The organism is Psychrobacter sp. Sarcosine-02u-2 (genome assembly GCF_002836335.1).
Classification (GTDB): Bacteria; Pseudomonadota; Gammaproteobacteria; order Pseudomonadales; family Moraxellaceae; genus Psychrobacter; species Psychrobacter faecalis.
The window spans coordinates 26126-38978 of record NZ_PJBX01000172.1; the positions used below are offsets into that span (position 1 = coordinate 26126).

12 protein-coding genes are annotated in these 12853 nt (G+C 43.8%); 5 read left to right on the top strand and 7 right to left on the bottom strand.

Annotation, left to right across the window (positions count from 1 at the left end):
- Nucleotides 1-317 precede the first annotated feature (317 nt).
- The 5 genes from CXF58_RS10185 to CXF58_RS10205 all read left to right on the top strand — a co-directional run bounded on the left by CXF58_RS10185 (nt 318) and on the right by CXF58_RS10205 (nt 4605).
- Nucleotides 318-1340 (top strand): DUF1852 domain-containing protein, encoded by a 1023-nt coding sequence (locus tag CXF58_RS10185; RefSeq protein ID WP_102077436.1) that lies wholly within the window; start codon nt 318-320, stop codon nt 1338-1340.
- 83 nt (nt 1341-1423) lie between these two features.
- Nucleotides 1424-2470 (top strand): methionine synthase, encoded by a 1047-nt coding sequence (locus CXF58_RS10190; RefSeq protein ID WP_102077437.1) that lies wholly within the window; start codon nt 1424-1426, stop codon nt 2468-2470.
- Nucleotides 2471-2637: 167 nt separating this feature from the next.
- A complete protein-coding gene (locus CXF58_RS10195; RefSeq protein ID WP_102077438.1) occupies nt 2638-3129 on the top strand; it encodes a flavin reductase in 492 nt (163 codons plus the stop codon).
- Between the two features lie 61 nt (nt 3130-3190).
- Nucleotides 3191-4033, top strand: a complete 843-nt coding sequence (locus CXF58_RS10200; RefSeq protein ID WP_102077439.1) for a sulfite exporter TauE/SafE family protein — start codon at nt 3191-3193, stop codon at nt 4031-4033.
- A gap of 89 nt (nt 4034-4122) precedes the next feature.
- On the top strand, nt 4123-4605 hold the full coding sequence (locus tag CXF58_RS10205) for a hypothetical protein (RefSeq protein WP_102077440.1): 483 nt from the start codon (nt 4123-4125) through the stop codon (nt 4603-4605).
- A 178-nt stretch (nt 4606-4783) separates the two neighbouring features.
- Here CXF58_RS10205 and glmS read toward each other — a convergent pair whose 3' ends face one another.
- From glmS to hisF, 7 genes are all read right to left on the bottom strand, one after another.
- The gene (gene glmS, locus CXF58_RS10210) at nt 4784-6628 is read right to left on the bottom strand and encodes a glutamine--fructose-6-phosphate transaminase (isomerizing) (protein ID WP_102077441.1); all 1845 of its coding nucleotides are present in this window, start codon (nt 6626-6628) and stop codon (nt 4784-4786) included.
- Between the two features lie 164 nt (nt 6629-6792).
- Nucleotides 6793-8169 carry a bifunctional UDP-N-acetylglucosamine diphosphorylase/glucosamine-1-phosphate N-acetyltransferase GlmU gene (glmU, locus tag CXF58_RS10215; RefSeq protein WP_102077442.1) on the bottom strand — a complete coding sequence of 459 codons (1377 nt, stop codon included), beginning with the start codon at nt 8167-8169 and terminating at the stop codon, nt 6793-6795.
- 253 nt (nt 8170-8422) lie between these two features.
- Nucleotides 8423-9013, bottom strand: coding sequence for a phosphatidylglycerophosphatase A family protein (locus tag CXF58_RS10220; RefSeq protein WP_102077443.1), 591 nt, complete (start codon nt 9011-9013; stop codon nt 8423-8425).
- Between the two features lie 3 nt (nt 9014-9016).
- Nucleotides 9017-10057 (bottom strand): thiamine-phosphate kinase, encoded by a 1041-nt coding sequence (thiL, locus tag CXF58_RS10225; RefSeq protein WP_102077444.1) that lies wholly within the window; start codon nt 10055-10057, stop codon nt 9017-9019.
- A 2-nt stretch (nt 10058-10059) separates the two neighbouring features.
- Nucleotides 10060-11088 carry a transcription antitermination factor NusB gene (nusB, locus tag CXF58_RS10230; protein WP_102077445.1) on the bottom strand — a complete coding sequence of 343 codons (1029 nt, stop codon included), beginning with the start codon at nt 11086-11088 and terminating at the stop codon, nt 10060-10062.
- A gap of 279 nt (nt 11089-11367) precedes the next feature.
- Entirely contained in the window at nt 11368-11898 is a 531-nt protein-coding gene (gene ribE / locus CXF58_RS10235) for a 6,7-dimethyl-8-ribityllumazine synthase (protein ID WP_102077446.1), read from the bottom strand.
- Between the two features lie 139 nt (nt 11899-12037).
- Nucleotides 12038-12820 (bottom strand): imidazole glycerol phosphate synthase subunit HisF, encoded by a 783-nt coding sequence (hisF, locus tag CXF58_RS10240; protein WP_102077447.1) that lies wholly within the window; start codon nt 12818-12820, stop codon nt 12038-12040.
- Nucleotides 12821-12853: the final 33 nt, after the last annotated feature.

Below are 12853 nucleotides of genomic sequence, written 5' to 3' on the forward strand. Positions count from 1 at the left end.
AGAGCGCTCACGCATAATGCCTGCTAGAGAAGTTTTTTATCATCCATAATTAACTACCTTACATTCTTTTATATGAATGTAACACGTTAATTATTTTCTAATGCAAAAAAATCACTCAAAATATCATTATTCATAAAATCTTCTGCCACGCTCCTAGTTACCAAATTCTATTCCATAACCTTGTCTTATCAACGTGAATTTAACTCATCTTAAATTTAAATAGTATCATTTTTATTCATGATTGCGTTCGGGTATGATTTATCTCATACACAAATTTGGTTTTATCTCACACAATGAGAATAGGGTAGCGGATTATCATGAGTAAACAATTTACATATTCCATCTCGAGCATTCGTTTCGATGAAAACTATCATCCGGCAGATAGCACACGTCTGACCACGAACTTTGCCAATTTGGCGCGCGGTGAGCAGCGTGAAGAAAATCTGCGTAAAACACTAAGAATGATCAATAATCGTTTTAACGCTTTGGCGCATTGGGATAACCCAACCGCCGACCGTTACTCTGTTGAAGTTGATATTATTTCAGCAGATTTAGATATCGAAGGTAATGGCGATACTTTTCCGGTCATCGAAACGCTAAAAACCACGATCGTCGACCATAAAGACAATACCCGTATCGACGGTATGATTGGTAATAGTTTTTCCTCTTATGTACGCGATTATGACTTTAGCGTCGTCCTATTAGACCATTTTGATAAAAACCCTACATTGCCACCGCCAGCAGATTTTGGTAATTTGCATGGCAAACTGTTTCAGTATTTATTGAATTCAGAAGCCTATCAAGCTGAGTTTAATAAACAACCGGTCATTTGCCTAAGTGTATCGACCAGTAAAACCTATCATCGTACGATTAACCAGCATCCGGTGTTAGGGGTTGAATACCGACAAGACGAATATTCTTTAACTGACGATTATTTTCATAAAATGGGCTTAAAGGTGCGCTACTTTATGCCGGCTGGTAGTGTCGCGCCTTTAGCGTTTTATTTTGCCGGTGACTTGCTAAGAGATTACACTGACCTTGAGCTGATTAGTGCGATTGCAACTATGGAAACTTTCCAAAAGATTTATCGCCCTGAAATCTATAATGCCAACTCGACGGCAGGACAGATATATCAGCCCAGTTTAAAATATCAAGATTATTCCTTAACGCAAATCGTCTATGACCGCGAAGAGCGTAGCCAAATGGCGGTGAAGCAAGGTAAGTTTACGCAAGAACACTTTATCAAGCCTTACCAAGCTATTCTTGAAGAATGGGCAGCAAGCTATGATGTTAATGAGCGCACGTCGGAAGCGTGTGCAGATAAAGAATACGCCGCCTAACTATTTTCAACCTAGATGCGTGTAACCTAAATACATTCAATCTAACCGAAATGAGAATACCAATACATAAGAAGATAAATGTTATGACACTATTATTACCGACACAAAAGTTATTACCGACATCAACTGCGGGCAGCTTGCCAAAACCGTCTTGGCTTGCTGAACCGGAAAAAATTTGGTCACCTTGGGCTTTAGAGGGCGAGCAACTGCTCGAAGCCAAACAAGATGCGCTACGGGTGTCATTACAAGAGCAATTGCAGGCAGGGATTGATATCGTCAGTGATGGCGAGCAAACGCGTCAGCATTTTGTCACTACCTTTATCGAACATCTTGATGGCGTCGATTTCGAAAAGCGTGAAACGGTTAAAATCCGCAATCGCTATGAGGCCAGTGTGCCTTCGGTGGTTGGGGCGGTGAGCCGTCAAAAACCGGTGTTTGTCGACGATGCAAAGTTTTTACGCTCGCAAACCGATCAGCCAATCAAATGGGCGCTTCCTGGCCCGATGACGATGATTGATACTTTATATGATGGTCATTATAAAAGCCGTGAAAAATTGGCTTGGGAATTTGCTAAAATTCTCAATCAAGAAGCGAAAGACTTAGAAGCGGCTGGTGTCGATATTATCCAATTTGATGAGCCGGCGTTTAATGTGTTTTTCGATGACGTCAACGACTGGGGTATCGCCACTTTAGAGCGTGCTATCGAAGGGTTAAAGTGTGAGACGGCGGTGCATATTTGCTACGGCTACGGTATCAAAGCCAATACCGATTGGAAAAAAACCTTAGGGTCAGAGTGGCGTCAATATGAGCAAGCCTTTCCAAAATTGCAGCAGTCAAATATCGATATTGTCTCGCTGGAGTGTCAAAACTCACACGTACCGATGGATTTGATTGAACTGATTCGCGGTAAAAAGGTGATGGTTGGCGCCATTGATGTGGCAACCAATAGCATTGAAACCCCAGAAGAAGTGGCAGATACGTTACGCAAAGCGCTGCAGTTTGTCGATGCAGATAAGCTTTATCCTTCGACCAACTGCGGCATGGCACCGCTATCTCGCCAAGTGGCACGCGGTAAATTGCAAGCCTTGAGCGCGGGTGCAGCTATTGTACGCAAAGAGCTTAGCGTTTAGCATTTCTTAACAAAGATTGCCTTGTTTAAACCCATGAGTGACCTCAGTTATCAATGTACTTAAAGATTAATGTACTTAAAGATTAATGTACTTAAAGATTAATGTACTTAAAGATTAATGTACTTAAAGATTAATGTACTTAAAGATTAAAATTCAGGAGTTAAGTCATGATTGAAGCAACTGATTTTAGAGATGCCATGTCTCTATTACCGACAGCGGTCAATGTGATCACCACAAAAGGCAACTCTGGCTGTCATGGGTTTACCGCTTCTGCGGTCTGTAGCGTGACCGATACACCGCCAACCTTGCTTGTCTGCATGAATCAGAGCTCGCGCTCACACGAACATTTTCTTGAAAACAAAACGCTAAGTGTCAACGTGTTGGGCACCCAGCATGAACCCATATCCAATGCTTTTGCCTCCAAATTATGCTCAGAAGAGCGCTTTTGTCACGGCGCTTGGACGACATTAACCACCGGGGCACCTGTTTTAGAGGATGCGCTGGTCAGTTTTGATTGTGAAATTGATGACATTCAACAAGTCGGCACACACAGTATTTTTATGTGCCGAGTGGTCGCCATCAAACAAGGCGAGAGTGATGAAAGTTTGGTGTATTTCAATCGCTCGTACCATCAAGTTGGTCAAACAGAAATTGTTTAATCTACCTTTAAAGCCCTTGTTATTTAACTAAAAATATAGCTAACCGAGAAGTAACTATCCTGTGGAAATACTCATTTTTTTAATAATAGGCGCGCTAGCAGGATTTGCTGCGGGGCTTTTTGGTGTAGGCGGTGGCACGATTATCGTGCCCTTATTGTTTATCGTTTTTACCCAAATGGATTACAGCCCTGACAGCATTATGCATTTGGCATTAGGGACATCATTGGCGACTATTATTGTCACCTCTATCAGCTCGCTTATGGCACACAATAAAAAAGGCGCTGTCATGTGGCCGGTGTTTAAAAATCTGGCACCAGGTTTAGCGCTAGGTTGTTTCTTAGGCGCGGGAATCGCAGGGCAGATATCTGGGTTGTATCTTCAGCTGATTGTTGGGTTTTTTTTACTGTGGGTTGCTTATAAGATGTTTTTTGCCGGTAAAAAACCTGTTGCTAATCATTCTAGTGGCGCTAATGATGTCAGTAGCGCCAACTACGCCAATCCAGTACTACCCTCAAAACCTAAGCAATTAGCAGCAGGCGGGGTTATTGGTGTCGCTTCTGCTATCTTTGGTATTGGCGGTGGCAGCTTAACCGTGCCTTATCTCACGCGTTATAATGTGGTGATGCAAAAAGCGGTTGGGACTTCAGCGGCGTGCGGGTTGCCGATTGCTATAGCCGGTGCATTAGGGTTTATGTTTTTTGGCATGCAGCAGCAAGTCGATGTGCCTAATACCATTGGCTTTGTACATATTTATGCCTTTTTAGGCATTAGTATTATGAGCTTTTTTACCGCAAAATTAGGCGCGAAAGTCGCTCATATACTATCGCCAGAACTATTAAAAAAATGCTTTGCGGTATTATTAACGGTGGTGGGATTTTATTTTCTGTATAAAGGGCTGGTTTAATTATTCATGTTTGTATAATAGGGCGTGTTTTCATTTAGAATGAGGATGCGCCCTATTATTTTTGCTAATTAGGTTCAACAAAGATAATTATGTTCAATAAACTTAAAGCATTGATTCTACTTTTATCTTTTCTCACAGTCATTGCCTGTTCGAATGATAATTCGGTTTTAGCTCGTGATGAAAAGGTTACCACAGCTAGCAATCACGAGCGCGATGTACAGGAGATGTATCGTAATATTGATACATTAAAAAGAGAGCTGCCAAGCGTAATTGATGAAGTCACTACGTTAGAAAAGATTGATTTTGATGGAAAAACGGTTACTTTCGGCTATCGGCTAGATATATCTGATTATAATGCTTCTAAAAGAAAAGAGATTGAAACGGCAATGCGCGATGAACATACTAAGTTAGCCTGTGCAGAAGCAGAAGTTATGCAAGGGATAAATAAGGGATTTGATTATCAGTATAGTTATTACGATTTAGATGATAGTAAGGTGGCTAGTTTTGAGGTCACAAAAGACATTTGCGACAACCTAAATAAAGCTGACTCTGAAATTGAAATAGGAACCTAATCAATTGTGGGTTACTTTGCTGCTGCATATAATATTTATACTGAGATATATCCAAATTATTGAAATTTTTTATGTCCATTATAAAAAAAAGCTTTGCTATCTATATGGTACTAGACAGCAAAGCATTTAGTGTTATACAATATTAAGATAAAAAAGCTTTTAGAATCAAATACTTATCTTACTCGACCGTGACTGATTTTGCGAGATTACGTGGTTGATCGACATCCGTACCACGCATCACTGCTACATGATAAGACAGCAGTTGCACAGGTACGCTATAAACGATAGGGGCAAGCGTCTCGCAAACCTCGGGGACATAAACCACGTGCATTCTATCTTCTGCGACCATCTTGCTTTCTTCACTAGCAAATACAAACAGCTCACCGTGACGCGCATGTACCTCTTGCATGTTGGCTTTTAGCTTATCAAACATACTGTCTTTTGGCGCGAGCACCACGATTGGCATGTCTTTATCGACCAACGCCAATGGACCGTGCTTTAGCTCACCGGCGGCGTAGCCTTCTGCGTGAATATAAGAGATTTCTTTTAGCTTCAATGCGCCCTCTAAGGCGATGGGGAACTGTAAACCGCGACCTAAGAATAAGCAGCTTTTCTTATATTCAAAGTATTCGCTCATGACTTTGATAGGAGCATCGAGTTGTAAGCTGGCATGTAGTTGCCCGCGTAGCTCTTGTAATTTGCCCAGCAAGGTGGTTAATTTTTCACCTGTCATACGCGCTTGTACAACACCCACTTTTAATACCAGTAACATCAACGCGGCAAGCTGAGTGGTAAAGGCTTTGGTAGAAGCGACGCCAATCTCAGGGCCGGCAAGCGTTGGTAAAAAGATATCGGTTTCACGCACCAAAGATGAGGTCGGTACATTACATAAAGCCAAGCTGACGAGGCCTGCTGGCGTGTGCTTTTGAATATCACGAAGTGCCGATAAGGTATCCGCCGTTTCGCCCGATTGCGAGATGCAAATGACCAAGGTGTCATCGACGACCACTGGATTGCGGTAGCGGAATTCACTAGCAACCTCAACCGAACACGGCACACGGGTTAGGCTTTCAAACCAATATTTCGCGACCAAACCTGAATGATAGCTGGTGCCACAAGCGATGACTTGAACGTTCTTGATACCTTTTAACTGCGCTTCATGACGCTGTAAAAAGTCGTCGCGCAGCTTAGATGGCGCATCGAAATCTATTGCCATCTCAATCGTACGGGCGACCGCATCCGGCTGCTCGTAGATTTCTTTGAGCATATAATGCTTAAATTCACCTTTATCAGCATTATGCTGGGCGGCATCAATCTCATGTATCTGGCGTTTTACTTTTACGCCATCTGCATAAACTTCAATACTATTACGGGTTAATTTGGCGATATCGCCTTCTTCTAGATACATAAAGCGATTGGTCACGGGCAAAAGCGCCAATTGATCAGAAGCAATAAAGTTCTCACCGATACCTACACCGATGACCAAAGGCGAACCTAGACGCACGGTAATCAGCTCGTCTGGGCAATCGATATGCACAATGCCAAGGGCAAACGCGCCATGTAATAACGGAATAACTGCGCGTACTGCTTCTAGTAAATCAGGCGTATTTTTGTAGATATCATTGATTAAATGGGCGACGACTTCGGTATCAGTTTGCGAGGTAAACTCGTAGCCTTTAGCAATCAGCTCTTCTTTTAGCTCAGCATAGTTCTCAACGATACCATTATGGACCACGGCAATTTTACCAGATACGTGCGGATGAGCGTTGCGCTGCGCAGGTTCGCCATGCGTGGCCCAGCGCGTATGTGCAATACCGATATGACCATCGAAAAATTCAGGATTGACGGCGACGGCATCGACCAACGCTTGTACTTTGCCCACTTGGCGCTCACGGTGGAGCTCGCCATTACGGATAACAGTCAGACCAGCAGAGTCATAACCACGGTATTCTAGGCGTTTAAGGCCTTCAAGTAAGATATTGGCAATATTCCGCTCAGCAACTGCTCCAACGATTCCACACATAATTATTCCTTAAATTTTATGTTTTCATACCATGTGATTTTGAAAGTTGCCAACACATGGATAATCATTAATCTGTAAATATAAATAAGCAGCACCACAAATTATTGTCGTACTGCTTTAGTGGTTTTACCATCATTTTATCGAGTCAACTATGAGCGCCGCCTTTATTTTTTGGTTGGACGCTGAAAGTCATTTTTTTGGGTTTGGCGCGCACGGCCAAAGGCTAAGGCGCTATCATCGACGTCTTTGGTAATCACTGAGCCTGCCGCAACCGTAGCGGTATCACCAATGGTAACTGGCGCAACCAAGCTGGCATTAGAGCCAATAAACGCATTGTCTTCGATGATGGTTTGCGATTTATTGACGCCGTCGTAATTACAGGTAATCACGCCCGCACCGATATTGACATTTGTTCCAACCGTCGCATCACCCACATAACTTAAATGATTGACCTTGCTACCTTGACCGATAGTCGATTTTTTAATCTCGACAAAATTGCCTACTTTACTGTTATTAGACAAAATAGTATCAGGGCGCAAATGGGCGAAAGGTCCAATATCGACGCCGTTACCAATGTGCGCACTGTCAATCACGCAGTACGGCTTTAGGTGACAGGCATTGCCAATGTGCGCATTTTTAATCACACAGCCAGCTTCGATATAAACGTTGTCACCTAAGACACAATCACCCTCAAACACAACGCCCACATCGACGAATACATCTTGGCCTGCGCTCAAGCTACCACGAATATCGACGCGAGTAGGGTCTGCAAACTGCACGCCCGCTTCTTGCAAGTCAGCAACCAACTTACCTTGCCAGGTGCGCTCTAAGCTGGCAAGCTGTTGGCGGTTATTGACGCCTTCAATCTCAAAGCTATGTTCAGGCTCAATGGCGACAATATTAATCCCTTCAGCGACGGCCATTTTAACGATATCGGTTAGGTAGTATTCTTGCTGCGCATTGTCGTTAGACAGCTTTGGCAGATATTTATGCAATAATGCATTATCAACGCAGTAAATACCGCTATTAATCTCTTGGATTTTTTGTTCATCGGCGTTGGCATCTTTTTGCTCAACGATGGCTTCAATATTGCCGTCTTTATCACGTTTGATACGACCAAGACCAAATGGATTTTCTACCGTCAAGGTCAACATCGACATACCGTCAGTATTGGCAGATTTTAAAGCTGTTAACGTCTGGCAGCTGACCAATGGCACATCACCATATAAAATCAGACTTTGACCTTCTTTTGGTAATTCAGATAGGGTGACTTTTACTGCATGGCCTGTGCCTAATTGTTCAGTCTGTGCAACCCACGTAATCGGCAAATGCGCATATTGCTCATTAATGTCTGCTTGCACTTGCTCGCCGCCAAAACCATGGACGATGATGGTGTCATCAACGGTCAATTGATGACAAGTATCAAGCACATGACCGAGTAACGACTTGCCAGCCAGTGTCTGTAGCACTTTTGGCTTGGCTGATTGCATACGCGTGCCTTTACCAGCCGCGAGGATAATTACTGAAAGAGGAGCTGTCATAGTATTCCTAAAAAAGAGCCTACAAATGTAACAAAATATACTTCTGAATTATAACGCAAATTACGATTTAACCAAAACGCTATGTCGTGACATCTTTGTAAACTGATTATGACATTAGCTGTCTATAGATATAAATTAAACAGCAGGCGTTCAGAAAATCTAACCGTTAAATCGGTGAGCGATATAAAAGGCGATAAAGCAAAAGTATTTATGGTAAAAACGTTTATTTGAGGCTTAAAGGATAAGCTTAAGATTAAAAGGTAAAAGAGAAGATAAAGGTATAAATAATTACCCAAACGGCTGCTGCCATCACTCCCGCAATAATATCATCGAGCATAATACCGAGGCCGCCTGCGACTTTTTTATCTGCCCAACCAATCGGCGGCGGCTTAATAATGTCAAAAAAGCGAAATAGTATAAAGGCGATAATAATCGCTACGATAGTAGGTATTTGGATGATATTTTGCCAAAAGCTGCCGTTAGCGATACCCATATAAGACAACGGCAGTAGGGTAAGCCACATACCAGCCCACTCATCCCAAACAATGTGCGGATTATCGTGACCACCCATCAGCTCTGAGGTACGACCGCATATCGCATTACCAAGCAGACAAGCTAAAATAGTAATCATCAAAAACGGCACAAAACCTAGGCTTAATAATGGTATCGCAACGATTAAAGCACCAACCGTGCCCCAAGTGCCGGGTGCACGGCGCGGCAGACCACTACCTAGACCGATACCAAGCCAATAAACCAAACGATCAAGCGCACTGGCATTGGCGGGTAGAGGCGGGCAATCATTGGCTTGTCGGATATCAGGCTTAGATAGGTTGTGATCAATCATGGGTTAACCTGCAAAATGTTGGTAACCCGTCAGATTGGGCCAAGTAGGAAATGGGGCGGGATGCGTCGCTGTAACTGGCTGTCCTTGATAAAAAATCTCTGGTTGTACGTTTTTAGCAGTATCTGCCTTGTTTACGGCGATGACTTCACCGATACAGGTCACAGGCGTGTTGCTATTATTATTAATCGGTGGCTCGATATGGGCAGGCAAGGTAAAAGCCAGCTCATAATCATCGCCGCCCGCCAACTGACATAATGAGCGTTCAGATAGACCAACGCTTGATAATGCTTTACTGGTAGGCAGCTGCTCAAGGTGAATGCGCATACCAACGGCACTTTGCTCACAGATATGCCCAAGGTCTTGATACAGACCATCAGAGATATCTATCATCGAAGTTGCGCCAATTTTCGCCACTGCTGCTCCTAAGGCAATACGTGGCGTTGGCATATGCAGCCGATGGGCAAGCTCAATACCGATAGCAGTATTAGGATGCTGTAGCGCATAAGCGGCATCACCAAGCGTTCCCGAAACATAAATTTTATCGCCGACTTGCGCGCCTGAGCGGTAAACAGCTGGCGTGGCCGCAGCAAGCAAACCTTGCGCGCTGACACTAAGCACTAAGCTATCACTGCGCGTGGTATCACCGCCAATAAGCGTGACACCAAATAGCTGGCAGGCGTGAAATAAACCTTTGGCAAATTCAGTCAGCCATTGCTCATTCGCCAAATGCTCAGGTAAGGCCAAGGCCAATAGAATACTATGCGGCGTTGCGCCCATCGCAGCAATGTCTGAGACATTCACTGCGACCGCTTTATAGCCGATTTGAAAGGCTAATTCGTTTACGTCATTCCAATCAGCGCTAAAGTGCCGCCCTTGAACGAGGGTATCAATACAGCTAACCAAGTGTGCACCTGCAGGCAAGCTCATTACCGCCGCATCATCACCAATGCCTTTTTCGATATTGTGTGCTTCGGCAGTGCTGGACAATGACGGTGCAGCTTGTATTTGCGCAAATATACGCTCAATCAGCTCAAATTCGTTCATGGCTAGTCTTTATTGTTTTCATCAGGAGTAATAAGATTTGAATCATGTAAGCCTACGTCAGCTGCGTCACTATTTTCATCATTGCTAACACCATTAGTAGCCCCATTTTTTTCTAAAGAGTTTTCTTCTAAAGCGCTTTCTTCTGCAGATTTGTCATTAACGATATTATTTGGCGTTTCATTTTTTGCGGCGTCGTTTTTCTTATTGATCTTATAGTCCATAATATTTGCTAGAGCTTTACTCGCGCTATTGCGTTTAACACTGGCATTATTGGCACTGATACGCGGTTTGTTTGAGGCGGTAGACGTACTATCGACATCAGATTCAGCAGTGCTTTCGCTAGCTTCTTCAACAGCAGTAGATTGAGCTTCAGCCTGCTTAGTATTTGCTTGTATCGCCGCTTTTTGTGAGGTGCGTAGATTGGCTTTGCTGTCGGCTTCGACTTCAAGCGCGCGCATTTCAATTGCCATTTTATCAAGGACGGCATTAATCAATTTATGCGCGTCAGTAGCGCCGAAATGATTGTTTAGCTTCATCGCTTCATCAAGCACGACTTTGTAGGGAATTTCTAAGCGGTTTTGTAGCTCATACGCCCCAATCAATAAAATGGCATGTTCGACGGTATCGAGTTTGTCGATGTCACGATCAAGGTGCTGACTGATTAGCGCATCGAGAGCGTCAATCTGCTCTGGAATATCGCGCATCATTTCATGATAGTAGCCGATATGAACGGTATGCATGGCATTGGTCGCGCGCGTACGGGCAGCGATATCATGCGGCGCATTGTCCTTCCAGCCCAGCTTGCCATCGATATCAAAACGGCGATCGGTAACCAACCACTCATATAGGCCTTGCATCGCAAAGCGACGAGCCTTACGCACAGCAGTGTGGCTAGTCTTATAAGTCGTTTCACTCATATCAAAGGTTTGCTCACCCGCGCTGCTGCTCGCGATACGAGTAGCTTCAGCTTGTGCATCATTGGCTTGGGCAGTTTTTGCAGCGCTAATGGCGCGCTTGAGTTGGTCAGTCATAGGGGGTCAATACCTAAATTTTAAATAACTATTATTTTAAACAACTATCTTGGCGCAAATAACAAGCTTGGCAAAGACAGCAAGTTGTAAGAAATAGTATAAAAGTTGTTAAATAGTAGACGACTGGCAGGCTGTGACAGTCAGATATTAAAACGGTGCTTTATAGAACTGTTTATAGTGCTTTGTACTATCATATTGGCGCTGCGGTCTATATCAAAAGTGACATCAGTCGCAGCGCCAATTAAATAACGAATAAAGCTTTATAAAATGAAGATTTAATTATGCGTCATCATTATTATCATAGTCATCAGCAATGTCTAACTGTGATAGAACCGCTAGCATCTCAAGCACAACCATCGCTGCTTCTGAGCCTTTATTACCGGCTTTGGTACCAGAACGCTCAATCGCTTGCTCGATGCTGTCAGTGGTCAATACACCGTTGGCAACAGGGATATTATAATCAATTGCAACGCTGCTTAAACCTTTGGCAGATTCGCTAGCGACAAAGTCAAAATGCGGTGTGCTACCACGGATAATCGCGCCTAACGCAATGATAGCGTCAAAGCGATCAGACTCAGCGGCGCGCTGAGCAACGAGTGGCAACTCAAAAGCACCCGGCACGCGAATCACAGTAATGTTGCTACCCAATACGCCATGACGCAGTAGCGCATCGATTGCGCCATCTACCAATGATTCAACGACAAAACCGTTAAAACGACCGACGACGATACCAATGCGCGCATCTTCATTTTGATGTAAATTGCCATCGATATGGGTAATATCATTGCGCTGCTGTTGTAAATTTGACATAAGAAAATCCTTTGAGTAAGTAGCGTTTAAAACAAAATTTTTATGTAAAATCTCGATTGTTTTCAATAGTTAACTGACAAAAATAAATAAGTAGCGCTATGATACCATTTTTTGCACAGGCATTGATATTTTAGCAATCTTAAAGACGCATCTGTATGCCTTGTGCGGCCATATATGCTTTGGCCTCTTGCACGGTATATTCGCCAAAGTGAAAAATGCTGGCCGCAAGCACGGCATCGACGCCGCCTTCTAATACGCCTTCGGCCAAATGTTGCAAGTTACCAACGCCGCCCGAAGCAATAACTGGCACATTAACACGGCTGGTAATTTGCTGCATTAGAGCCAGATCATAGCCTTTTTTGGTGCCATCACCGTCCATCGAGGTGACCAGTAACTCGCCAGCGCCAAGCTCCGCCATTTTACTTGCCCAAGCAACCGCATCAATGCCCGTTGGTTTACGCCCACCGTGGGTGAAAATCTCCCAACGCGGCACAATAACACCATCAACCGTGATATCTTCGACGCGTTTGGCATCGATAGCCACGACGATACATTGATTACCAAATTTCTGTGCCGCCTCCCCAACGAACTCAGGGGTAAATACTGCCGCAGAGTTAATCGCTACTTTATCCGCGCCGGCATTGAGCAAATTACGTATATCAGCGATTTTACGCACACCGCCACCAACCGTTAACGGGACAAACACGGTTTCAGCCATACGCTCAACGGTATGATAAGTGGTATCACGCTCATCATTGGTTGCCGTAATGTCTAAAAAAGTAATCTCATCAGCGCCTTGCTCGTTATAGCGCTTAGCGACTTCAACAGGGTCGCCGGCGTCTTTGATATCGACAAATTGCACGCCTTTGACCACACGGCCATTATCCACATCTAAACAAGGAATGATACGCTTTGCTAACATAGGGTCTTTCACCTTATAATCAATTTATCCGTA

Bases quoted from the DNA above. Each gene is read 5' to 3' on its own strand.
- CXF58_RS10185 (WP_102077436.1), top strand. From the start codon at position 318: ATGAGTAAACAATTTACATATTCCATCTCGAGCATTCGTTTCGATGAA.
- glmU (WP_102077442.1), bottom strand. From the start codon at position 8,169: ATGACAGCTCCTCTTTCAGTAATTATCCTCGCGGCTGGTAAAGGCACG.
- CXF58_RS10190 (WP_102077437.1), top strand. From the start codon at position 1,424: ATGACACTATTATTACCGACACAAAAGTTATTACCGACATCAACTGCG.
- CXF58_RS10205 (WP_102077440.1), top strand. From the start codon at position 4,123: ATGTTCAATAAACTTAAAGCATTGATTCTACTTTTATCTTTTCTCACA.
- glmS (WP_102077441.1), bottom strand. From the start codon at position 6,628: ATGTGTGGAATCGTTGGAGCAGTTGCTGAGCGGAATATTGCCAATATC.
- thiL (WP_102077444.1), bottom strand. From the start codon at position 10,057: ATGAACGAATTTGAGCTGATTGAGCGTATATTTGCGCAAATACAAGCT.
- hisF (WP_102077447.1), bottom strand. From the start codon at position 12,820: ATGTTAGCAAAGCGTATCATTCCTTGTTTAGATGTGGATAATGGCCGT.
- ribE (WP_102077446.1), bottom strand. From the start codon at position 11,898: ATGTCAAATTTACAACAGCAGCGCAATGATATTACCCATATCGATGGC.
- CXF58_RS10195 (WP_102077438.1), top strand. From the start codon at position 2,638: ATGATTGAAGCAACTGATTTTAGAGATGCCATGTCTCTATTACCGACA.
- CXF58_RS10220 (WP_102077443.1), bottom strand. From the start codon at position 9,013: ATGATTGATCACAACCTATCTAAGCCTGATATCCGACAAGCCAATGAT.
- nusB (WP_102077445.1), bottom strand. From the start codon at position 11,088: ATGACTGACCAACTCAAGCGCGCCATTAGCGCTGCAAAAACTGCCCAA.